This window comes from Noviherbaspirillum sp. L7-7A, from assembly GCF_019052805.1.
GTDB lineage: Bacteria > Pseudomonadota > Gammaproteobacteria > Burkholderiales > Burkholderiaceae_D > Noviherbaspirillum_A.
The window spans coordinates 1,360,045-1,383,151 of sequence record NZ_JAHQRJ010000001.1 but is presented as its reverse complement, the minus strand read 5'-3'; the positions used below and the strand labels follow the sequence as shown (position 1 = coordinate 1,383,151).

At 66.1% G+C, this 23,107-nt stretch carries 18 protein-coding genes; 8 read left to right on the top strand and 10 right to left on the bottom strand.

The annotated features are described in order from the left end of the window. Window positions 1-75 precede the first annotated feature (75 nt). The gene (locus KTQ42_RS06195) at window positions 76-1,077 is read left to right on the top strand and encodes a tripartite tricarboxylate transporter substrate binding protein (RefSeq protein WP_217344723.1); all 1,002 of its coding nucleotides are present in this window, start codon (window positions 76-78) and stop codon (window positions 1,075-1,077) included. Between the two features lie 434 nt (window positions 1,078-1,511). Here the strand turns inward: KTQ42_RS06195 and KTQ42_RS06190 are convergent, their stop codons facing one another. Beyond that, complete coding sequence (locus KTQ42_RS06190; RefSeq protein WP_217344722.1) at window positions 1,512-4,154, bottom strand: EAL domain-containing protein; 2,643 nt, start codon at window positions 4,152-4,154, stop codon at window positions 1,512-1,514. 219 nt (window positions 4,155-4,373) lie between these two features. Here KTQ42_RS06190 and KTQ42_RS06185 point away from each other — a divergent pair, with 219 nt between their 5' ends. Next, complete coding sequence (locus KTQ42_RS06185; RefSeq protein ID WP_217344721.1) at window positions 4,374-4,811, top strand: universal stress protein; 438 nt, start codon at window positions 4,374-4,376, stop codon at window positions 4,809-4,811. Next, entirely contained in the window at window positions 4,808-5,221 is a 414-nt protein-coding gene (locus KTQ42_RS06180) for a hemerythrin domain-containing protein (protein ID WP_217344720.1), read from the top strand. Before KTQ42_RS06185 ends, KTQ42_RS06180 begins: the two co-directional genes overlap by 4 nt. Window positions 5,222-5,276: 55 nt before the next feature. Here KTQ42_RS06180 and KTQ42_RS06175 read toward each other — a convergent pair whose 3' ends face one another. From KTQ42_RS06175 to KTQ42_RS06165, 3 genes are all read right to left on the bottom strand, one after another. Continuing rightward, window positions 5,277-7,112 carry a Mur ligase family protein gene (locus KTQ42_RS06175; protein WP_217344719.1) on the bottom strand — a complete coding sequence of 612 codons (1,836 nt, stop codon included), beginning with the start codon at window positions 7,110-7,112 and terminating at the stop codon, window positions 5,277-5,279. A 36-nt stretch (window positions 7,113-7,148) separates the two neighbouring features. Then, window positions 7,149-8,018 (bottom strand): isoaspartyl peptidase/L-asparaginase, encoded by an 870-nt coding sequence (locus tag KTQ42_RS06170; protein WP_249222660.1) that lies wholly within the window; start codon window positions 8,016-8,018, stop codon window positions 7,149-7,151. A 338-nt stretch (window positions 8,019-8,356) separates the two neighbouring features. After that, the gene (locus KTQ42_RS06165) at window positions 8,357-8,815 is read right to left on the bottom strand and encodes a hypothetical protein (protein ID WP_217344717.1); all 459 of its coding nucleotides are present in this window, start codon (window positions 8,813-8,815) and stop codon (window positions 8,357-8,359) included. Window positions 8,816-9,173: 358 nt separating this feature from the next. Here KTQ42_RS06165 and KTQ42_RS06160 point away from each other — a divergent pair, with 358 nt between their 5' ends. Beyond that, the gene (locus KTQ42_RS06160) at window positions 9,174-9,506 is read left to right on the top strand and encodes a KGG domain-containing protein (RefSeq protein ID WP_217344716.1); all 333 of its coding nucleotides are present in this window, start codon (window positions 9,174-9,176) and stop codon (window positions 9,504-9,506) included. Window positions 9,507-9,601: 95 nt separating this feature from the next. Here the strand turns inward: KTQ42_RS06160 and KTQ42_RS06155 are convergent, their stop codons facing one another. Then, a complete protein-coding gene (locus tag KTQ42_RS06155; RefSeq protein ID WP_217344715.1) occupies window positions 9,602-10,153 on the bottom strand; it encodes an ATP-dependent Clp protease proteolytic subunit in 552 nt (183 codons plus the stop codon). Window positions 10,154-10,322: 169 nt separating this feature from the next. On the opposite strand from KTQ42_RS06155, the gene KTQ42_RS06150 reads away from it, so the two are divergent. Continuing rightward, entirely contained in the window at window positions 10,323-10,691 is a 369-nt protein-coding gene (locus KTQ42_RS06150; protein WP_217344714.1) for a DUF423 domain-containing protein, read from the top strand. Between the two features lie 21 nt (window positions 10,692-10,712). On the opposite strand, the gene KTQ42_RS06145 is transcribed toward KTQ42_RS06150, so the two are convergent. The 3 genes from KTQ42_RS06145 to KTQ42_RS06135 are packed head-to-tail and all read right to left on the bottom strand — an operon-like array spanning window position 10,713 to window position 16,018. Continuing rightward, window positions 10,713-13,556: an Hsp70 family protein gene (locus tag KTQ42_RS06145; protein WP_217344713.1), complete on the bottom strand. Its 2,844-nt coding sequence runs from the start codon at window positions 13,554-13,556 to the stop codon at window positions 10,713-10,715. Between the two features lie 21 nt (window positions 13,557-13,577). Beyond that, a complete protein-coding gene (locus tag KTQ42_RS06140; protein ID WP_217344712.1) occupies window positions 13,578-15,434 on the bottom strand; it encodes an Hsp70 family protein in 1,857 nt (618 codons plus the stop codon). Further along, window positions 15,431-16,018, bottom strand: coding sequence for a DUF2760 domain-containing protein (locus tag KTQ42_RS06135; RefSeq protein WP_217344711.1), 588 nt, complete (start codon window positions 16,016-16,018; stop codon window positions 15,431-15,433). Before KTQ42_RS06135 ends, KTQ42_RS06140 begins: the two co-directional genes overlap by 4 nt. Before the next feature lie 231 nt (window positions 16,019-16,249). On the opposite strand from KTQ42_RS06135, the gene KTQ42_RS06130 reads away from it, so the two are divergent. From KTQ42_RS06130 to KTQ42_RS06120, 3 genes are all read left to right on the top strand, one after another. Then, window positions 16,250-17,179, top strand: coding sequence for a LysR family transcriptional regulator (locus KTQ42_RS06130; protein WP_217344710.1), 930 nt, complete (start codon window positions 16,250-16,252; stop codon window positions 17,177-17,179). A gap of 145 nt (window positions 17,180-17,324) precedes the next feature. Further along, window positions 17,325-19,019, top strand: coding sequence for a thiamine pyrophosphate-binding protein (locus KTQ42_RS06125; protein WP_217344709.1), 1,695 nt, complete (start codon window positions 17,325-17,327; stop codon window positions 19,017-19,019). Window positions 19,020-19,078: 59 nt separating this feature from the next. Further along, window positions 19,079-20,059 carry a D-glycerate dehydrogenase gene (locus tag KTQ42_RS06120; RefSeq protein WP_217344708.1) on the top strand — a complete coding sequence of 327 codons (981 nt, stop codon included), beginning with the start codon at window positions 19,079-19,081 and terminating at the stop codon, window positions 20,057-20,059. A gap of 73 nt (window positions 20,060-20,132) precedes the next feature. On the opposite strand, the gene KTQ42_RS06115 is transcribed toward KTQ42_RS06120, so the two are convergent. Next, a complete protein-coding gene (locus KTQ42_RS06115) occupies window positions 20,133-20,501 on the bottom strand; it encodes a hypothetical protein (RefSeq protein ID WP_217344707.1) in 369 nt (122 codons plus the stop codon). Window positions 20,502-20,511: 10 nt separating this feature from the next. Continuing rightward, window positions 20,512-23,088, bottom strand: coding sequence for an EAL domain-containing protein (locus KTQ42_RS06110; protein ID WP_217344706.1), 2,577 nt, complete (start codon window positions 23,086-23,088; stop codon window positions 20,512-20,514). Window positions 23,089-23,107: the final 19 nt, after the last annotated feature.

The window sequence follows — 23,107 nt, the reverse complement described above, 5'->3', positions numbered from 1 at the left end:
CAGGCAGCGAGCCTGCTTTCCGTTTGTTATCGGCCGGCCTTACAATGGCGCCCATTTGACAACCTGATGGCCACCATGAATCTGCGTCGATCCCTGCTGCGCGGCATTGCCGCCTCCCTGTTGCTTGCCGCCGCGCCTGCCGCCCTGGCGCAAGCCTATCCCTCCAAGATGATCCGCTTCGTCGTGCCGTATCCGGCCGGCGGTCCGCTCGATGCGATCGCCAGGATGCTTGCCGAGAAAATGCGCGACGCCATGGGCCAGCAGGTCATCGTCGACAACAAGCCCGGCGCCGGCGGCAATCTCGGCGCCGATATCGTGGCCAAGTCGGCGCCTGACGGCTACACCATCGTGATGGGCGCGGTGGCCACCCATGCCATCAACCCGACGCTGTTCGCCAGGATGCCCTACGACCCGGTACGCGACTTCGCGCCCGTGTCGCTGGTGGCCAGCGTGCCCAACGTGCTGGTGATGAATCCCGACATCGCCAGCCGCCATGGCATCGCTTCCGTGCCTGATCTCGTGAAGTATGCGCGCGCCCATCCGGGCCAGCTCAACTTCGCTTCCGGCGGCAACGGCAGCGCCGGGCATCTGGCGGGCGAACTGCTCAAGTCCATGGCCAGGGTCAGCATGGTGCACATCCCTTATGCGGGTGCTGCGCCTGCCCAGCTGGGCCTGCTTGCCGGCCAGACCGACCTGATGTTCGACAACCTGGCATCGGCCAGCCAGAACATCCGCGCCGGCAAGCTCAAGGCGCTGGCAGTGACGACGGCACGCCGTGCCGAAGCCGTGCCGGACCTGCCCACCATCGCCGAGGCGGGCAAGGCCGAAGGCCTGGCCGGCTTCGACATCAATACCTGGTTCGGCGTACTGGCACCGGCGGGCACGCCCGCACCGGTGGTGGAACGCCTGAATGCGGAGATCCGCAAGGCGCTGCAATCGGCCGATGTGCGGGAACGCATGGCCAAGCTCGGCGCCGAGCCATCGCCCACGTCGCCCGAGCAGTTCGCCGCGCTGATCCAAGGCGAGCTGAAGAAGTATGCGGCGGTGGTGAAGGCTTCCGGCGCCAAGGTCGACTGAGGGGCTTTCGGGCTGACTGGCTGCAGCCTGCCAGGTCGGCTTGCCAGGGTCCGTAGGGTTGCAATACCCGAAGGGCATGGCACCATCGGCGCGAACCGGGATCGTCATGGCGGCTATCTTCCTTCAACGAACATCGGTGTAATGCCCCTTCGGAGTGTTACGCCCTGCGGGTCCTGGTGGAATAGCAAACCTAGCCTGTTTGAAGCGAAGCGCAACCCGGGATTGCCCCCTTGTGCAAGAGACGCATCCCGTGCTTTCCTGGCCAATTGTCAACCCCTGCCTTTTCCGTAGCTCTGGCCCAGCGGCTGGCTCCACCGATGAATGGCCTGGGTCGCGCTGCGCTTCACCCAGGCTACGGCCTACGGGTCAGGCCAAGGTCGCTCCAAGAACAGGACAAGCGCCAGTCAGTTGTCAGGCGCCGGCCATGGCAGGAATCACGCCTGCGAGGCAACACCGCGCATCAGCGCCTCCATCGCTTCCGGTGGCAACGGGCGCGAAATGTAATAGCCCTGCACTTCGTCGCAGGCAAGCTCGCGCAGCAGGCGCAGCTCTTCCTCGGTCTCCACGCCTTCGGCCACCACGCTCATGTCGAGCACATGCGCCATCGACACGATGGCGCGAAAGAAGGCCACGCCCTGCGCGCCGGCACTGAGTTGCGAAGTAAACGCGCGGTCGACCTTGAGCACGTCGAGATCGAGCTGCTGCAACTGCGACAGCGATGAATAGCCAGTGCCAAAATCATCCACGAGCAGTCGCACGCCCAGCGCCTTGATCGCGGCCAGCTGCTCGGCCACCGGGCGGTCGGTGGCCAGCATGCAGGACTCGGTCAGTTCCACTTCCAGCAGCCCGGCATCGATCCCGTGGCGCGCCATGCAGTCGGCCAGCATCGCCGCCACGTCGCCCTGGTTGAACTGCTGGGCCGAGACATTGATCGACGCCGGCACCGGCGGCAGGCCCTGCCGCTGCCAGGCGCCCAGCTGCGCGCAGACCTTGTCGGCGACCTGTTCGCCGAGCGTCAGGATCAGCCCCATGGACTCGGCCACCGGAATGAACTCCAGCGGCGGCACCAGGCCGCGCTGCGGATGCTGCCACCGCACCAGCGCTTCCATGCTGCGCAGCGCGCCGGTGAAGGTGTCGACGCGCGGCTGGTAATGCACCACGAACTGGTCGCCTGCAATGGCTTCCCGCAGCGCCTGCTCCAGCGCCAGCCTGTGCACCAGGCTGGCGGACAGGTCCGCATGATAAAACCGGAAGTGGCCCTTGCCGCTGGCCTTGACGGCATACATCGCAATGTCGGCATGCTTGATCAGCGTCTCGGCGTCCCCGCCATCGGCGGGATACATGCTGATGCCGATGGAGGCATGCACCGCGTGCCGGCTGCCATCGGCCAGTACGAAGGGCGTCGCCAGGGCGTCCACCACGCGCGCGGTAATGGATTCCACCTGCTCGGCGCTGCTGATCTGTTCGAGGATGACGGTGAACTCGTCGCCGCCCAGGCGCACGCCATGGTCGCCAGGCCGCAGCGCGGCGCGCAGCCGCAGCGCCGTCATGCGCAGCAGCTGGTCGCCGGCCGCATGGCCCAGGGTGTTGTTGATGTTCTTGAAGTCGTCCAGGTCGAAGAACAGCAGGGCCAGCATGCCGCCGCCAGCCTGTGCCCTGGCCAGCATTTGCGGCATGGTCTGTATCAGCCAATGCCGGTTGTGCAGCGTGGTCAGTGCATCCTCGTTGGCCATGCGGGACAACTGCTCGGCATGCGCGCGGGCGTCGGAAATGTCGCGCACCGTCATTGCAAGCGCATCCTCGGACCGTACCAGCTTGCGCTGCAGCCAGAGCGGCCGGTCGCGCCCGACGGCGCTGACCTTGAACTCATCCTCGTGGAAACCGGCCTCCATGGCATGGCGGAAGATGCGCATGACCTTGGCCAGCGCCGCGCCGCGGTAAAGCTCGCTGAATGACTTGCCGATCAGCGCGGCGCGCGCAAAGCCGACAAAGGCAGCGCCACGCTCGTTGCAATCCTCGACCTGGAAGTCGACGATCTGGCCCTGGCCATCGGCCTGGCTGCGCACCATGAAAAAACCTTCGCGGGCGCCGTCGGTGGCCAGCCGGTACGTGTCCTTGATGCGCGCCTCGCGCTGCGCATGGGCGGCAGCGCGCAGGGAAGCCATGGCACCGGCGATGCCCGCGATGATCAGCACCATGGTCAGTATCGCCGCATATCGCCGGTCGGTCTGCTCGGCTTCCTGCGCGGCGGTGTAGATGTTGCCGGTGGCAAGGCCGGCCGTGGCCACCAGCGGATAGTCGGCAAGCCGCTGCCACGCCAGGATGCGCGCCGCGCCATCGGCAAAGGCGCCCGCGCTGGCCGACTGCATGCCTGATGCGCCTTCCAGCCGAGGGGCAGTGGCAAACAGCGCGTTGCCTGCCTGCGCGGCGTCGCCGGTCCTGGCGGCGACGAGTGCGCCGTCGGTGCGGTGCAGCGCAATGAGGTCCTTTCCGCTCATGCTTGACTGCGCAAAGAAGGAGAGCAGGACAGCCGGTTCGACTGCAACCAGGATGACGCCGTCGAAGTCGCCGTTGCGGTCGCGCAGTGCGCGGCTGAATGCCACCACAGTCCTGCCGAACGAGCGGCTGACATAGGGTTGGCTGACGAACAGGCCAGTTTCGGCACGGCCCTGGTGCGCCTTGAAGTATTCCCGGTCGGCCACGCCCTGCGGGGAAGGATCGGGCATGGTGCTGGAAAGGTTGCGGCCCTTGCGGTCGAACACGACCACATAGAGTCGGGACGATGGAGGATACAAGCCATGGCTGGCCTGGTCTTCCAGAGAGGGCCGCTCGCTGCTGTTTTCCCAGTAGTACTTCAGCGTCAGCGTGATCTGGTTGATCTCGCTGACGGTGCGCTGCAACTGCTCGGCATAGGACCGCGACAGGGCTTGCGCGTGAAGCGTCGCTCCGGCGTCAGCCAGGCGGCGCTCCCGCCCGGCCTTGGCGCCGACCATGATCCATATCAGCACAATGAGCAGGGCGCAGAGCGCGGGCAGGGCGATTGCCAGGCGCGGCAATCCTTTGATCTGTAGTTTCAAGGTTAAGGCGTCTCCAGCCAGGCCAGCACAGCTTGCGGTTGGCATGACCAACAATGTCAGGCTTGCTGTCTTTCATCGGCTTGCGCCGAATTATTGCATCGACTCAGGCGTGACAGACAGCACATGGCGGTTTTTGACATAGCGCAAGGGAAACCGTCAGGCGGGGTTCTAGCATGGGCTGGCTTTGATGACAACCTGAAATGACCGGAGGAGATTGCCATGTTCAAACATCTGCTGGTGCCCACGGACGGCTCGCCGCTGTCTGCCAAGGCAACGCAGGCGGCCGTCAGCTTCGCCAGGGAGGCCGGCGCCCGCATCACCGCAGTGTCGGTGGCGGAGCCGTTTCCGTATTCCGCCCTGTCCGAATCAGCCTTCCTGCCGGACCAGACCCGTTACGAAAAGCAGATGCAAGACCAGGCCCGCCATCATGTGGAAGAGGTAGCCGAGGCAGCGAGCGACGCGGGCGTGCCGTGCGAAACCCGGGTCGCGCTCGGTTTCAGCCCCTACGAGGAAATCGTCCGCCTGGCCGATGAACTTGGCTGCGATGCAATCTTTATGGCCTCGCATGGCCGCAAGGGGATCAACAAGCTGTTCGTCGGTAGCGAGACCCAGAAAGTGCTGGCTCACAGCACCCTTCCCGTGATGGTGTTCCGATGACTGCGCCCGCTTTTTCCGGCAGGGGCCATTGGGCGCCACGCCTGACCTTGGGGCTGCCAGCGGTTGACGCGGCCCATCGCGATCTGCTCGACGAACTGGCCAGGCTGGCCGACATGGCAGATGCCGAGTTCCCGGAAAGCTATGCACGCTTCGTCGCCCAGGTGGAGAAGGATTTCCGCGAGGAAGAAGACATCATGGAGGCAAGCAATTTTTCGGGCCTGCCCAGCCATCGCGAGCAGCATGCCCGGGTGCTGGGCGGCCTGCACCACGTTGCCAGGCAAGTCATGGCTGGCGACCTCCTGCCAGGACGGGAAGTGGTTGCGCTGATGCCGGGCTGGTTCCTGCTTCATATAGAAACCATGGATAGCGCAATGGCGCTTTGCACCCAGGGCGAGCAGGCCAGCGTCTGACCGCATCCCTTGCGCTACCCTTGCTGGCAAACGGACGCGCCCTGGCGAACGCGTCCTACTTCACCTGCCTTGCTATCGCTTGCGCTGCCACCGGAAAGAGCGGTCGCAGCACAGCAATGAGGTCATCCAATGAACCGCCGCAGGTGAACACCAGCATGTCGCCGGGCTGGCAGCGGGCCAGCATGCGGGCCAGTGCCTCCCTGACATCCGGTTCAGCCTCCATCCAGCCGGCACCGGATTCCCGCGCCCCGGCCAGCAAGCGGCTCGCGGTATCGCCCGGCGGGCGTCCGCGCGGTTCGGCTTCATAAACCAGCAGTTCATCGAAGCCGGCGCCGCAGACACGTCCTATGTCGGCCAGATCGCAATCGCGGCGGTCCCCCGGCACCGTGACCACGGCGCGCAGCCTGCCGCTGCAAAGCGAACGCGCCATCTTGACCAGACTGGCGCAGGCCGCGCTGTTGTGGGCATAGTCCACCAGGATGGCAATGCCGCCTGCCTCGAACAGGTTGGCCCGCAGCGGATTGCCGGCGGCGTCCGAGACGAAGCTCGACAGTGCCGCCACCGCCAGTTCCGGCGCATGCCCGGCGCCGATCAGCGCCGCCGTGGCTGCCAACGCATTGGCGACGTTATGCATCGCATGGCCGCCCAGCGCGGCAGGCATGGACTTCACATCGAGCAGCGGGTCAAACTGCCCCTGGCTGGCCAGCATCATGCGTCCCTCTTTCAGGTACACGGCGCGGCCGCCTTCCGCCAGATGGCGCAGCAGCACCGGGGCTGCGTGATCCATCGAAAAGTAAATCGCCTCGACGCCACGCCCCAGGCGCGTGCGCATTGCCACGCAGTGCCCATCTTCCGCGTTCAACACCGCCGCCCTGCGAGCCGAACGCGCCACCACCGACTTCACTTCCGCCAGCTCGGCAACGGTATGGACGCCGTCCATGCCGAGATGGTCGGCGCTGACATTGAGCATCACAGCCACATCGCAGCGATCGAAGCCCAGGCCCCGCTTGAGCAGGCCGCCGCGTGCCGTTTCCAGCACGGCGGCATCGGCTTGCGCTGCTTCCAGCACCATGCGCGCCGACCAGTAACCGGTGCAATCGCCTTCGTCGATCCGCTGGCCATCGACATGGATGCCTTCGGTTGTGGCAATGCCGGTGCGCAGCCCGGCCAGCCGGAGGGCGTGCCCGATCATGCGCGTGGTGGTGGTCTTGCCATTGGTGCCGGCCACCGCAATGACGGGGATGCGGCCGTCGCTGCCGGATGGAAACAAAGTGTCGAGCAGTGCGCTGGCTGTCTGCCTGGCCGCTTGCGCGGGCATGCGATCGAGTTCGGCAACATCGGCCGCATGGAGGCGATGCTGCCGGCTGCCCCAGCCAAGCTGACAAAGCGGTTCCGGCGCCGACAGCGGCTGGGAAGGAATCCGCCGCGCCAGTGCCGCCCTGTTGATGGCCGCCGCGCCAGGGCCGGCAACATGCTGCTTCGCCAGCAGCCGCAGGCTGGACAGTGCGGGACCGGCATCCGCCGCCTGGCCTTGCATGACGTGGTCTGCAAGTTGCATCGCGTATTCCAGCGCGCTCTCGGCGAGTTCTTCCCTCTGATAACCCAGGGCCAGCCGGCAGCGGTGTGGCAAGCCATGCTCCTGTTGCACGGACCGGAAACCCGTGGTGCATCCCGCCGCGCGTTGCAGGCATTGGGCAAGGGCGCCAGCCAGATGCGCCGGGGTGGCGTCCCGCGGCAGCGCTTGCCCGGCCAGGGCAGACAGCAGCAACGTCGCCGCCGCCGGAAGAGGCGAGGCAGGAAGGCCATGGTCGAGCTCGATCACAGCCATCAGGCATGGCTGGCGGGCGTAACGGTTAGGGCCGCGCAGGAAGCGCAGTTCAAGCAGCTTCATCGGTGCCTGGGGCTGGCGCAGGCAGCGGCGTGGGCATTACTCATGTTCGAGATAATCAGTGGGCATGTCGCGGTTGCTCTTGCTGCCGGCTTCGGTGCGGCTTACGGCGATGAGGCCGATGTCGACTTCTTCGGGAAAATAGTCGATCGCCCGGCTCAGCGCCTTTTTCAGCGGCATGCCTTCGGCAATCCAGCTGTAGACGGTATGGGCCAACAGGTGCCGCACGATCTGCTCGCCGATGCCGGTAGCCGCCACCGCGCCGTGCGGCCCGGCGTAGAACCCGCTGCCGATGATGGGCGTGTCGCCGACCCGTCCGAGGAGTGCGGGTGTGGTGCCGCCGGTGGAGCCGGCAACGGCGAAGTGGCCCTGGGCATCGCGGGTGACCGCGCCTACCGTGTCGCCTCCCTGGGGCATCGGGTAATTCCAGTATTTGCTGAAGGCCTCATTGTCGACGCCGGGCAGGGCAGGGCTGCTTTTGGCCATGCGCTCCCTGTGCTGCTGATGACGCCTGCGGGCATGGTCGCTGATGACATGCGGCTGCTGCAGGCTGACCTGCGCTGCGAACCGGCGCGCGCCGTCGCCGGCCAGCAGCCAGTGCGGTGTATCTGCCACTGCGCGAGCCACCCGCACCGGGTTCCTGATAGCCTGCAGGCAGGCCACAGCGCCCAGCCTGCCTCGGGTATCCATGACTGCGGCGTCCATTTCCACTGTCACGCCATCCAACCCGAGCACAGAGCCGCTGCCGGCGTTAAAACGGCCATCATCTTCCATTGTTACCACGGCGGCGATCGCGCCATCCAATGCATCGCCATCACGCATTGCCGCAATGGCGGCGTGGGCAGCGCGCACGCAGCCATCCGCATAAAGGCTGGGCGCACCGGCCCCGCCGTGCACGATTACTGCCATTGTTCCCGCATGCACGTTCATTATTCACCGTCCTGGTCGAGGCACGAATTCTGGCGCATGCAAATGACCGTGTATGTGCGATGGTTGACATAGCAGGTCGTGGGTACCGGCTTCGTCAAAACGAAAAATGCAACTATCGAAGAGGATTTCGCAAATAATCAACCCCGCAGAAGCGCCACCAGCAACGAGGGAGCGCCGAAGGCAACAGGGAGCAAAGGCATTGCACTCAATGTGCCTCGTTGGCCGTGGCATGACGTTCTTCAGTTTGCCGACAGGGCATCTGTTCCGGCCAGCACATCCACTGCGCCGGAACGTATCAATCACCCAGTGAAACCAGATCAACGCATGGTGCCGCCAGTGGCGCCACCGCCCATGCCGCCGGAGCCTGCCGCGCTGGAAGCGCCGCTACCCCCAGCCGAACCGGCCGTGCCCGAGGATTTGTTGCCGGTGCCCAGTTGCCGGCTGTTGCCGCTTTCCATGCCCGCCGCTCCCTGGCCGACGCCGGTGGCGCCGGAGCTCGAGGTGCCGGATGCACCTGACATGCGGTCGCTGCCATTGGTGGCGCCGGGGGTGCCGGACGCGCTGTGCTGGCGGCTTACCGAGGGCGTACTGTCATGCCGGCTGGTTCCTTTCGGGCCGCGCTTTTCGGTGGTGGCTGCGCCATCCACCAGGCCCTTGCCAGGCGCCTCGCTGGCCTGGCTGGATGAATGGTTGCCGTGGTTGCCGGCCTGCTGGGCATGAGCCGTTCCGGCGGCCAAGAGAGAAGTCAACAGCATGGCGATGATTCTGGTCTTCATGATCTGCTCCTGAATGGAAAGGGGGCGCAAGTCGATGATTGCTGCGCATGCGGATTAGAAGTTGGCGAGGGGCAGAGTTCAATCAACCGGCGTGGGAGGGCTGTTCGAACAAGCTTTGCGCATTTTCGCGGTGCGACGCGGCGAGAGGTTTCCGGTCGCTGTGGAATTTGCCGGGTCAACTTTTTGCGCCTGACCTGCGCTTGGGTATGCATTTCTGACAAAAGAGTCATCCTTCGTCCTATACAGCGATACACGACCGTTCATTAGGATGAGTCCGTGCCGATGCCATCACTGTCGATCGAGCCAGTGAAGCGGGCAGTGCATCTGACTTTCGTTGACTCTTCTAGAAAGGAACATCATGGCTTCCAACAAGCAGGACTCCAATCAGGGCAATCAGGGCGGCAAGAAGGGCGACCGCACCAGCATGCGTGGCTTTGCATCCATGGACCCGAACCAGCAGCGGGCCATCGCCAGCGAAGGCGGACGCGCTGCGCATCGCAGCGGCAATGCGCATGAATTCACGTCGGAAGAAGCACGCCGCGCAGGCAGCATGAGCCACAAGAACAGCCGCAAGAACAGCGGCAACCAGGGCAGCGCCGCGGCCGGCAACGAAGGTGGCGGCTCGACCCGCGGCGGCACCAGCGAGCAGCATGCAGAGGCTGGCCGTCAAAGCCACAAGAACCAGAAGTAAGGAAAAGTGGCGATAAGGAAGGCGGCGGATGCACGCGCATCCGCCGCCTTCCTTTTGCCCGTTCGATCTCTGCCAGGTAGGCAGGCGACGAGGAGTCAGATATTGCAGAGCTTGGCGCCAGGGCGCGGATTGAAGTCGCGGATTTCCTCCACTAGCCCCGCGGCCAGCGCATCACGCGCGGTCAGATGCAGGTCGGTATGGGCGTGGACCTGAAGCTGCGCCGGGGTGAGCTTCAGAAACCGGCGCATCACCGATTCAGTGCGGCTGTCGTCGGCGCGCAAGCCTTCCACCACCACGGCGAGCTCGTCGGCGGCGATGCCGGAATGTGGCGATGCATGTGACTTGTGAATCATGAAGCGGGCCGTTTCCGATGCATAACGGCGTTCGCCAGCCAGGAACAGCGTCACGGCGATCGACGCCACCACGCCGGCGTTGTACATGATGAAGCGCACCGGCGAAGCCGACAGCACGTTGTAGAGGCAGATACCGTCGCTGATATAGCCGCCGTGGGAATGCACCAGGAGATGCGCAGTGGTCACGCCATCCTGCGCCATCTGTGCCAGCGCATCGAAGACGCGCCGCACCATGGAATCATTTACATCACCCGACAGGGTGTACCAGGCCTCATTGCCTGTGTCTGGGGTCATCCGCTTCCTCCTCGTCATGCGGCGCTGCAATGCGCCATGCAGGTCAGAGTCCGCCGCGGCCGATTTGTTCAGCGGCGACCCGACCAGCGGAAGGGCGCGCCTGTCCGGACGGTATCGCAACAGGCCATCGCATTGCGCCTCCTGCGCCGTGCGCTCTTATAATGCCCGGATGGAAAAATTCTTCTTTGTCTGTGGCGCCGGGTCAGCCTTCATCGGCGTGGCTGCCGGCGCATTTGGCGCGCATGGCCTGAAGCAGCGGCTCGACGCCGACATGATGGCCGTATTTGAAGTCGGCGTGCGCTACCAGATGTACCACGCATTCGCGCTGATCGCCACGGCCTGGGCCATCAGCCGCTGGCCGGGCAGCCTGGCCAATGGCGCCGGCTATCTGTTTATCGTTGGCACCTTGCTGTTTTCCGGCAGCCTGTATCTGCTCAGCTTGACGGGCATACGCTGGCTGGGCGCCATCACGCCGCTGGGTGGGCTGGCGTGGCTGGCGGCCTGGGTCTGCCTGGCTTGGGCGGTGTTGAAAGGGTAAAGGGCTCCGGGCTCGGCTAGATCACTGCAGCAGCTTCAGGCCCGGCGGCAGGGTGTCACCCAGCATCCGGCGCTCGTCCGCTTCTTCCAGTTCCACCACTTCCAGCACCATCGCGCTCCAGGCAGGCGCCGCCTGCGCCATGCGCAGCCGCTCGGCCACCCGCTGGCGCAGGGCATCCGGCAGGTCGCGGCTGCGGTCGCCCGTGAGCCGTGCGATATGGGCCGCGGCGAATGCGGCCGGCTCGATGCGGCGCCAGTCCAGCGTCAGCAGCCATTCCAGCCAGGCTGACGCCGCTTCCACCGGCGCGACTTCATGCGCGCTGCCGTGCACCGGAACCCGGGCGCCAACCCGGCCCAGGGCCCACAGCATCAGGCGCTGGTCGGGTTGCGCCTGCAACTGTTCCAGCAGCCAGTCGCCGATCTCGACCTTGTAGGCGCCGGGTATGCGTTCCAGGGAGGCCACCAGCCGCAGCATGTCGTCCAGCCCGCCTGGGGTCAGCGTTGGCGGACGGCGCTTGCGCTCCCGCTCATCGGCCTGCACGTTGAACGCAAAATCCTCCAGCAGCCGCAGCTGCGCCTCGGCCGGCAGCCCGGCCGCCACCCGCCGCCATAGCGTCCACCACTCCGCGCATACCTGGCCGTCTGCGCGGTGCTGGGCACCCTCCGGGAAAATCGCCCAGAGCTGCTCGATGCGCCACTCATCCAGCGGATAGCCGATGCCGGGACGCAGGCAGTAACCGGCAAGGTTGAGCCACAGCCGTTCATGGTCGGCCGAGCGGCGCCTGCCGCGCGCGCCTTTCCACAGCGCGTCGTAGAGCTTGCGCAGCAGTGGCAGGTCCCAGCGCTCGCGGCTGCCGAGAAGCTTCTCCAGCTGCAGGCGCAACTGCCGGATATCCTTTGGCGACAGGTTCTGGCCGCGCTGGACGAAAACCCGCTCTATCCTCTGCACCGCGTCGGTGAAGCCGGGCGGCAGCCTGGCTTCACCGGTCTCCGGGCCGGCTTCGACACCACGCAACTGGAACTCCAGGTCCCAGCGCCGTGCCGGGTCTTGCGCCGCCACGCAGGAAACCTGCAGCGTGCCCAGTTCGGTCAGCATGCTGGCCAGCCGCACTTCCATTTCCTGCCTGCCGCGGCCCGGGTCCGCCGGCAGCACCGCCGCCAGCGGCGGCAGCCGCTGCGCGTCCGTTGCCGACAGGTCGACCAGCTCGCCGGCGACGGCCGGACCGGTGGACGCGGCAAGGTGAAAACGCACCGGCTGGCCCAGGCGCAACCCGAAAACCCGTTCCTCCAGCAGCAGTTCGGCGCCAGGCTGGCTGCCGCGCGGCAGGATGCAGACGCCCGGCTCGCCCTCCCGGTCGCCGCCTTCCAGCGCCAGGAAATAGCTGCGGGCGGCGCCGCCGCCTATCTTTTGCGCTTGCCCACGCCGCGCCAGCCCGTGGGCAACCGCGCCGCGCGCCACCGCCACATCGGGGTTGTCATTGTGCAGCAGGGTAAGAGGTGCGCCGCGCCAGCCCTGCAGCACGTCGATCAGCCGTTCAGACAGCGCGTCGGCGCGGAACACGCCGCCGTTCAGCAGCAGCGTATCGGGCATTGGCGGACTGTCCCTGTCCTCCGGGTCCAGGCCCAGGGGCTGACGCGCATCGGCCGCGTGCTGCTGCAGGAAAGCGGCAAGGTGGCGGGTGATGGCGGCATCGCTGGCATAGGGCAGGCCGAATTCAACCAGGCCGCCGCGCCGCGCCCGGCTGGCTTCTCCCACCGCCACCCGCGGGAAAAAGCCATCCACCAGCAGTTGCCGCACTTCCTCGCGGCCCAGTGCCACCGAGCGCGCCGAGCCGACCAGCCGGCTGCCGCCGCCCAGCAGCGTTACCGGCGCCTGCTCCGGCGCGTCGGCCGCCAGCAGCTGTTCCTTGGCCGCACGGCAGCGCTCCATCAGCTGCGACATGCGGCTTGCCGACAGCTTCTGCGGCGGGCTGCCCGGCTGGGCCGGATGCAGCCGCGATTCGGCCAGGTGGGCCAGCACCAGGTCCATGTTGTCGCCGCCCAGCATCAGGTGCTGGCCGACGCCGATGCGGTCCAGCACCGGCTGGCCGTCGCTCATCGCAACCCGGATAAGGCTGAAATCGGTGGTGCCGCCGCCGACGTCGGCTACCAGGATCAGGCGGCTCTGCGCCAGTTCCAGCGCCAGCCGGCCGCGGTGCCGGTGCAGCCAGTCGTGCAGCGCCGCCTGCGGTTCCTCCACCAGCTGGAGACGCGGCAGTCCGGCCAGGCGCGCCGCCTGCACCGTCAGCGCCCGCGCGCCTTCATCGAAGGAGGCCGGGATGGTCAGCACGACATCCTGCCGTTCCAGCGGATGCTGCGGGAAATGCGCATTCCAGGCGCTTCTTACATGCGCCAGATAGCTGGCGCTGGCCTCCAGGGGTGAAACCCGGGCCACGTCGTCCGGCGCGCCCCACGGCAGGATGGGTGCGCTGCGATCCACCGCCGCATGCGACAGCCAGCTCTTGGCCGACGACACCAGCCGGCCCGGCACCTGGGCGCCAAGCCGGCGCGCAAGCTGGCCGATCACCGCTGGCTCGTCGACCTGGCTCCAGGGCAGGCGCAGTGCGCCCGGCGTAAATTCGCCGGCGGCGGGGTGGTAGCGCAGCGAAGGCAGCAGCGGCTCGGCCCTCACCTCGCCCGGCGCCACCAGTTGCTCGATGGCGAAGAGGCGCACCGCGTCCTCGCCGGGAGCGGCGTAGGCGACAACGGTGTTGGTGGTGCCGAGGTCGATGCCGACGATGTAGGCGGGCGCCGGGGAACGTTGGCGCGGCTCACCGCCGGCCTTGGCCCGCTTCCCGGCCCCATGTTCAGGCGCCTGTTTTGCCATACTCGGGATTCATGACAGGCGCTAGTCCGGGCGAGTGCCGCGCACATCGAATTCGACATTCCAGCGAGCGCTGCCGTCGCGCGGCACCGCGGCCAGTTCCAGCGTGCCGGTCTCGCTGACCCGCGCCTGCAACCGCACTTCCACCACCTGGCCGGGCTGGCGGCCGTCGGCCGGCAGCGTGGCCTGGATCTCGTCGAGTTCCTGCAGTTCGTCCGGCTGCCAGTAGTCGAGCAGGGTGCCAATCTGGTCCTGCCTGCGCACGGTGGAGCCGAAGAAACGGAAATGCACCGGCTCGCCAACCACCAGGCCGAATTCTTGGTCCAGTACGGCTGCCTCGCTGCCTTCCTCCATGCCGAACGGGGCCACGCACAGCGCCTGGATCGGCGGCTCCATGCCGGGTATGGCCGGCATCGCCGATTCCACCGCGACATAGTAGGCCGCTGCCGTGCCGCCGCGGATGCGCATGCCGCGCCCGCGTCGCACATGGCCGTAATAGGCCGCGCCGCGCGCCACGGCGAGATCGAGGTCGGCGCCTGCCAGCAGCCGCGCCGGCGGCGCGTTTTCCGCGGCCAGCCAGCGGTTGACGGTATCCAGGGTGCGCTGCGCCAGCAGGTCGGACTTGAAGATGCCGCCGTTGAACAGCACTGCCGTGGGATGCAGGAAGGTGGCGCCCGGATGCTGCTCGACGAAACCGGCCAGTTCCGCGGTCGCGCCCTGCTGGCGGCCGAGGAAGGCGGCCAGGTGGCGGGTGATGGCCGCGTCCTGCGCAAAGGGCAGGCCGATCTGGGTCAGGCCGGCGCGGGTGCGCGAGGCCGGCCGGGCCGATGCCTCCACCTGCGGGAAGAAGCCTTCGAGGATGGTGGCCGCGACTTCCTCGCGCGTGAGTTCGGTGCGGATCGAGCCGCCGATCAGCTTGGAGCCGCGGCTGGGCACCACCACCGGCAGCGAAGCCAGCGAAGGATCGGACAGCAGGCTTTCCTTGGCGGCGCGGCAGGCGTGGGTGAGCGAGCGCATCTGCCACGGGTCGAGCTGGGTGCCGCCGGCGGCCAGCTTGCGGGCCACGCCATAGGCCAGCGTCAGGTCCATGTTGTCGCCGCCGAGCAGGATGTGGTCGCCCACCGCAACCCGGTGCAGTTCCAGGTTGCCGTCGCGTTCCAGCACCGCGATCAGCGAAAAGTCGCTGGTGCCGCCGCCGACGTCCACCACCAGGATGACGTCGCCGGTACGCACTTCCTTGCGCCAGTTGCCGCCGCTGCCCTGGATCCAGCTGTAGAGCGCGGCCTGAGGCTCTTCCAGCAGGGTCAGGTGTTCGTAGCCGGCGGCGCGCGCCGCTTCGGCGGTAAGTTCGCGCGCGGCCGGGTCGAACGAGGCCGGTATCGTCACCGTGACGTCCTGCGCATCGAACGGCGCATCCGGATGCGCATGGTTCCAGGCCTGCTTCAGGTGGTCGAGATAGCGGATCGACGCCTCCACCGGGGACACCCTCGCCAGGTCGGGCGGCGCATCCACCGGCAGGATGCCGGCGCGCCGGTCCACGCCCGGATGCGACAGCCAGCTCTTGGCCGACGACACCAGCCGGATCGGCGTGGTCGCCCCGCGGCTGCGGGCGAATTCGCCGACCGCGTAGGCCTGGCTGTCGGCCCAGGGCAGCGCCAGCGCCCCGGCTGGCAGTTCATCGCCATGCGGCAGGTAGAGAAACGAGGGCAGCAGCGGCATGGCCTCGACCGAGCCGGGGCCGGTCAACTGGGGCAGCGCCAGCACGCCGTGGCTGGTTTTTTCACCATCGGAGGCGGCGCTGTCGACATAGGCCAGCGCGCTGTGGGTGGTGCCGAGGTCGATGCCGATGCAGTAGCGCGGCGCGTTCGCGGTGTCGTTCACAGCTCCACCTCCGCCGGCGCCAGCACATGCACGTTATGGCCGTCGGCCACTTTGGGCAGGTGCACGTCGGTGGCGCGCCAGCCGCGATGGCCGACCACGCCATTGAACGGCGCGCTGCCCACCACGTTGCCGGTCAAGCGGATCGCCGAGGCGTCGAAGCCGGGGCTGACGGTGATCTGGCTGCCTTCGGTCTCGCGCAGCACAGGCTCGATCATGAAATGCTCGCGCAGCACCTTGCGGCAGCCCTCATGCACCACGCGGGCGGCGGCGCCGATGTCGGCATCGGAATAGGCAGACAGGTCTTCTGTGGCGAAATCGATCAGGCGGGCATCGCGCTGCAGCATGCCCAGCAATTGCAGGGCCGCATCGGGCGAGGCTTCCTTCAGCATGCGCAGCGCCGGTTTCGGTTCAGCCGGGACGGCGGGCGCGACCGGCTGCGGCGCGGCGTCCTGTGCCGGCAGCTTGTCGATCCGGCCTGCATAGTCGGGATTGCCCACAATCTTGAAAAAGGCGCCGAATGCGAGCGACACGCGGCTGAAAAAAGACGGGCGGGAAGGCGCGCCGCCAGGGTTGGGCTTGTTCATTTGCTATTCCTTTGTATCTCGACAAGCGGGGGATTATGTCAGAAGCGCGCCAGATGCGAGTTGATCCAGCGGAAATCGGCGCTGTTGGCCAGCAGCTGCCCAGTGATTGGCGAATACTGGCCAGCGTGTGCGTTGTCTGTCATTTCGTTCTGTGAGAGGCTACATGATAAATTCGCATCAGATTTTTTCCAACTCATCCAAATCCGCCACCCCGGTTTGCCGTCCAATGCAATGAATTCCGACGATCTCCTGTGTTTCCTCGAAGTGGCCGCCTGCGGCAGCCTTTCACGGGCCGCCGTGGCGCTGGGCAGCGACCAATCCACCGTCAGCCGCCAGATGGCGCGGCTGGAAAGTGCCAGCGGTGCGCGGCTGCTGCACCGCAACGGGCGTGGCGTGGCGCTGACCGAAGCCGGGGAAGCGCTGCTGGCGCATGCCCGGCGCATCGCCGCCAGCATCGATGAGGCGCGCGACGCGGTGCAGGCGTTTTCCGGCGCAGGTCCGTCGCGGATCGTGATCGCGGCCCAGCCCACCATCGCCCGGATGAGTTTCGGCGCCATCGGCCGGGTAGTCAGGCAGCGCTTTTCGCGCACACGGCTGCGCTTCGTGGAAGGCCTGGGCAGCCACATGCTGAACTGGCTGGCCGATGGGGACATCGACCTCGCCCTGCTGTACCTGCCATCCCATGCCGGCGCCCTGAAGGTCGACAGGCTGCTGCGCGAACCGCTGCACCTGGTGGCGCCGTCGTCGTACACCCATATCGGCGCCGACTTTCCGGTGCGGCACCTGGCCGAAGTGCCGCTGATCCTCCCCAGCACCCACCATGGCCTGCGGCTGCTGGCCGAGTCGCTGGCGCAGAAGGCGGGCATCCGGCTCGATATCGCGATGGAGTGCGATACCTCGACCAATGTCACCCGGCACCTGGTGGAGCAGGGATGCGGCTGCACCCTGCTGCCGCTGGCGGCGGTAGCCGAAGAGGCTGCGCAGGGCCGGCTGCGCACTGCGCGGCTGGTGGAGCCGGAGGCGGTGCGTGATGTCGTCATTGCCAGCGCCCGCAACCGGCCCCCGCTGCCGCACCTGTGGGATATCACCCAGGCGCTGCGGCAGGAAATGGCGCAGATCGTCGCCGGCGGCGGCTGGCCCGATGCGTCGCTGGCGGACTGATTGCCGCCTCGTGGATTGATGCATGGCAGAAATGCGGAAAATCCCATGCATGCGCGACCGGCATCCATGACAATTCGGCACCGAGAACGGAACATCCACGCGCATCGAGCGCGGCAACAGCAACTTATCCTGAAGGCGATGGCTCATGAACACTAGCGATTCTTCCAAGTCCTCCGGCAACAATACCGAAGCGACGCAGCGCAGCGGCGGCCGCATCCTGGTGGATGCCCTGCGCATCCACGGCGTGGACCGCCTCTACTGCGTGCCGGGCGAGAGCTACCTCGACGTGCTCAATGCGCTGCATGACACGCCGGAGATCGACACCATCGTCAGCAAGCACGAGGGCGCGGCCTCGAACATGGCCGAAGCCGACGGCAAGCTGACCGGCCGGCCCGGGATCTGCTTCGTCACACGCGGCCCCGGCGCCACCCATGCCAGTTGCGGCGTGCATATCGCCTTCCAGGACTCGACGCCGATGATCCTGTTCATCGGCCAGGTGGCGCGCGAGCACCGTGGCCGCGAAGCCTTCCAGGAAGTCGACTACGTGCAGATGTTCGGCCCGCTGGCGAAGTGGGTGGCCGAGATCGACGACATCCGCCGCATACCGGAATTCGTGGCACGCGCATTCCAGTGCGCCACCTCCGGCCGTCCCGGCCCGGTGGTGCTGGCACTGCCCGAAGACGTGCTGGACGGCAGCGCCGCTGTGACCGATGCGCCGGCCTATGTGCCGGTAGCAAGCGCCGCCTCGGCCGAGCAGGAAACGGCGCTGTCGGCCGAACTTGCCAAGGCAAAGCGGCCGCTGGTCATCGTTGGCGGATCGAACTGGAGCGCCCAGGCCGCTGCCGACCTGGCCGCGTTCGCCGCCGCCTGGAACCTGCCGGTGGCCTGCGCATTCCGCCGCCAGGACATCATGGACAACCGCAACGACCAGTACACCGGCCACATGAGCCTGGGCATCAATCCGCGCCTGGCCGAGCGGGTGCGCCAGGCCGACCTGGTGCTGGCGGTCGGCACCCGGCTGGGCGACATCACCACCGACGGCTACACCCACCTGAGCGTGCCGCATCCGGCGCAGCGGCTGGTGCATATCCATGCCGACGCCAACGAACTGGGCCGGGTCTATCAGCCGGCGCTGGCGATCAATGCCGGCGTGAGGAATGCCGCCGCGATGCTGCGCCGGCTGCGCCCGACGGCGCATCTGGCATGGAATGCATGGACCAGCGCGGCCCGCAGCGACTATCTGGCCTTCACCGAAGTGCCGGCGGTCGATCCGGCCTACCAGGGCGTCGACATGGGACGGGTGGTCAACATGCTGGACCAGTCGCTGCCCGACGAAGCCATCCTGACCAATGGCGCCGGCAACTACAGCGTCTGGCTGCACCGCTTCTACCGTTACCGCCGGAACCGCACCCAGCTGGCGCCCACCTGCGGCGCGATGGGCTATGGCTTTCCGGCGGCGATCGCTGCCAAGCTGCGCCATCCGGAACGCGACGTGGTCTGCTTCGCCGGCGACGGCTGCTTCCTGATGTACCCGCAGGAGCTGGCAACTGCAGTGCAATACGGCGCGCCCTGCATCGTCATCGTGGTCAACAATGGCATGTACGGCACGATACGGATGCACCAGGAAAAGCGCTTTCCGGGCCGCATCAGCGCCACCGGCATCCACAACCCCGACTTCGTCGCGATGGCGCATTCCTTCGGCGCCTTTGGCGAGCTTGTCGAATCGGCCGACCAGTTCGAAGCCGCCTTCGAACGGGCTCGCGCCAGCGGCAGGCCGGCGCTGCTGGAGCTGCGCACCGACCCGCGCCAGATCACGCCCGCGATGCGCCTGAAGGACTGATGCCTTCCGATGACAATACAACCGCACAACCACACAACGACACAGACAGGGGACAAGGCATGAATACGGAACGAAAACAGGTACTGGCATTTCGCGCGTTGCCGCCGGACCAGCTGGCGCGCATCAGCGCGCTGCACGAGGTCACGGTGGCCGATCCCAGCATTCCGGCACAGCGCGCCGCCTTCGATGCAGCGCTGCCAAATGCGCAGGGCATGATCGGCTCGGTATTTCCGGTAGATGCAGCCATGCTGGCCCGTGCGCCGCGGCTGGAAGTCATCTCCAGCATTTCGGTTGGCGTGGACAACTATGCGCTGCCGGCCCTGCATGAGCGCGGCATCATCCTGTGCCACACGCCCGGCGTGCTCACGGAAACCACCGCGGATACCCTGTTCGGCCTGGTGATGGCCTGCAGCCGCCGCCTGGTCGACCTGGCGCAGCTGGTGCGGGAAGGCGGCTGGAAAGGCAATATCGGTCCGGACCTGTTCGGCTGGGACGTGCATGGCAAGACGCTGGGCATACTGGGCTATGGCCGCATCGGCCAGGCAGTGGCGCGCCGGGGCGCGCTGGGCTTCGGCATGCCGGTGCTGTACCATGCGCGCCGCCCGCATGAACTGCCCGAGCTCGCAGGCCGCGCCCGGCATGCGCCGCTGGAGACCGTGCTGGCGCAGTCCGATATCGTGGTGGTGACGCTGCCGCTGTCGGATGAAACCCGCGGCCTGATGGGGGAACGGCAGTTTGCTTCGATGAAGCCAGGCGCCATCTTCATCAACGGCGCGCGCGGTGCCATCGTCGACGAGAACGCCTTGCTGGCGGCGCTGGACAGCGGGCACCTCCGCGCAGCCGGCCTGGACGTGTTCGCCACCGAGCCGCTGCCGCTGGACTCACCGCTGCGCCGCCATCCCAAGGTAACGCCGCTGCCGCATGTGGGTTCGGGCACGCACGAGACCAGGCATGCAATGGCGGAGCTGGCAACGACCAATCTGCTGAAGGCGCTGGCGGGGGAAGAGCCGGTGGCGAGGTATGCCACCGGCGGTGTGTAGGAAACGCCATGAGCGACTGCGGATGTGGGCTCATGGCGTAATGGCCGGAGAACCTGCAGCCGCTACACCATTGTCATGCTGGTGGCATGATGGGATCGACCTTGGCGCCAGCGTGTTCGCTGCGCCATTTTCCTACCTCCACGGTGAATTCGAACACCTCTCCGATTGAGATGATGTTCCCAGCGGGGAAGCTGGGACCATTGGGATCAATGGTGTGAATCTGATCGGCTATGTGTTTCACCCATGCTACGCGCTGCACAGCATCCTCTTCAGGGCCGCCGCCGGCCAGGGTCTCCAGCATTTCATCGTGAACGAGTTGGTGATCAAAACTGCTTGGCACATCGCCTCTCAAGGTGGATTCGAGAAAATGCACCGCGTAACGCGGCACGCCCGGTCCGTAACCTGGTTTGCGGAGCGGATCAAGGTAGATCAGTCCTGCCATCCATGGAGCGTCAGGCCACCCGGCGCGCGTGGCCGAACAGATAACCCTGATAGCCATGGCAGCCATGGCGTGCGAGGAATTCGCGTTGCGCTTCGACCTCGACGCCTTCGGCGATCACATCCAGCCCGAGTATCTGGCCCAGCGCAAGTATGGTTCGCACAATCGCGGCGTCGTTCGCATCCACCAGCACGTCCCTGACGAAGGATTGGTCGATCTTGATCTGGTTCAGAGGCAGCCGCTTCAGATAGGACAATGATGAATAGCCGGTCCCGAAGTCATCCAGTGCAAAGCGTATTCCATGGTCCTTCAGGCCTGCCATCTTGGCGATGGTGTCATCCGGGTTCTTCACCAGCACGCTTTCCGTCAGTTCAAGCTTGAGCAGGAAGGGATCGGCGCCCGTGGAAGCAATTGCAGCCAGCACCTGTTGCATGAATTCCGCATGCCCGAACTGGCCAGCGCTTACATTGACCGAAATCGTCAGGTGCGCATGGTCCGGTCGCGCCGACCAGTTGGCCAGTTGTCTGCAGGCGCTTTGCAATACCCAGCGGCCAATCCCCCTGATCAGCCCGGTCTCTTCGGCCAGCGGTATGAAGGCCTGCGGATAAACGAGGCCATGACGCGGATGCCGCCAGCGGATCAGCGCCTCGTAACCAACGATGTGGCCGCCGCTGTCGACCTGCGGCTGGTAATGCAGCTCGAACTGATGCTGATGGAGTGCCGCGCGCAGTTCACGCTCCAGCGCCACCCGCGCATTGATCGCCGATTGCATGTCGGGATCGAAGAAACAGGCCGTATTGCGGCCCAGCGCCTTGGCATGGTACATCGCCAGATCGGCCTGCTTGAGCAATTCATCGACCGCGTTGATGTGCCGGTCGAACAGGGCTACGCCCACGCTGGGCGTGCAGTGATACTCGATGCCGTTCAGCTCGAAGCGCCGGGTAAATGCATTCAGGATCTTGCGCACCACCAGTTCTGCATGCGTAGCGGCCATGACCGGGTCGGCTGCAATGTCCTCGATCATGATCACGAACTCATCGCCGCCGAGGCGTGCCACGGTATTGGACTTGCGCACGCAGCCTTCCAGACGGCGCGCGACCGCCTCCAGCAGGCGGTCCCCCTTGTCATGCCCCAGCGTGTCATTGAGGCTCTTGAAGTTGTCGAGGTCGATGAACAGCAGCGCACCGGTCCGGCCGCTGCGCTTGACGGCATTCAGCGCTAGCCGCAAACGGTCCAGCAGCAGGCGCCGGTTGGGCAGGCGCGTCAGCGGATCATAGAAGGCGAGCTGTTCGATCTGCTGCTCGGCGAGCTTGCCTTTGGTGATGTCGCGCTGGATCGAGACGAAGTGGCTGATCTTGCCGCCGTCATCCGCAATGGGACTGATGGTCAGCGCCAGCCAGTACTGCTGGCGCTGCTTCCCATAGTTGACGACTTCGCTATAGACCGGCTCGCCACGCTCCAGCGCTGCACGGATACGATCGAGCTCGGCCCGGCTGGTCTCCGGACCCTGCAGCAGGCGCGGGGAACGGCCGAGTATGTCCTGTGCCGTGTAACCGGTCAGGCGCTCGAAGGCGTCGTTGACGAACACCACCCGCGGACCCGGCTCATCAAGCGGGCTGGCGTCGGTAATCATCACCACCTCGTTGACGCGTGACATGCAGGTATGGAAAAGCCTTAATTTTTCCTGGCTCAGCCTATGCTGCGTGATGTCCTGCATCGTGCCCGCGATGGTGGCGCCATCGTTCTCGTCGCGCAGTTCCGCCCGCTGCATGACGTAACTAATTCCGCCGTTTTCCGTCACGATGCGGTGTTCCAGCTGCATGGGCTTGCGATCACGCACCATGGCACGCAAACGCCGCAGCAGACGAACGCGATCGGGTTCGGGCACCCTTGCGATCAAGGCCTTTGTTGTCATGGTGCCGCCCACCCTTGCGGGCATGCCGAGGATGGCGTAGAACTCTTCCGTGCCGTGCAGGCGGCCGGTGCCGAGTCGCACTTCCCAGCTACCTATGCCGGCAATGCGCTGCGCCTGCTTCAGATGGTCCGAGAACTGCCTGACTTCCTGGTTCATCCAGCGCAATTCTGCAGCGGTGCGTTCCAGCTCGCGATTGCGCTGGCGCAGCTCGATCAGCACCATGATCTGGTCCGCCAGCATGCGCAGCATGCGGATGCGGGTTTCGTCCAGCGTGCGCGGCACCGTGTCCATCACCGCCAGCGCGCCAAGTGCATAGCCGTTGCGGGAAATCAGCGGGCAGCCGGCATAGAAGCGCAGCCCCGGAGGACCCGTGACCAGAGGGTTGCCCGCAAATAGCGGATGCTCGGCTGCATTGGTGACGATGAATGGCTGGCTGCCGCGTATCGTCTGGTCACAGAAAGCGATTGATCTTTCCGTCTGCTTCAGTTCAAGCCCGACCGAAGACTTGAACCATTGGCGCTGCTCGTCCAGCAAGGTAATGGCAGCCATCGGCGTATTGCAAAGGCTGGCCGCGGACTCGGCAATACGGTCGAACGCTTCTTCGGGGTCGGTATCGAGCACGTCCAGCGACAGCAGAAATTCGAGTCGACGCCGCTCGTGTTGCTGGATGTCCATAGCCCTTGCGCGAAGGCTT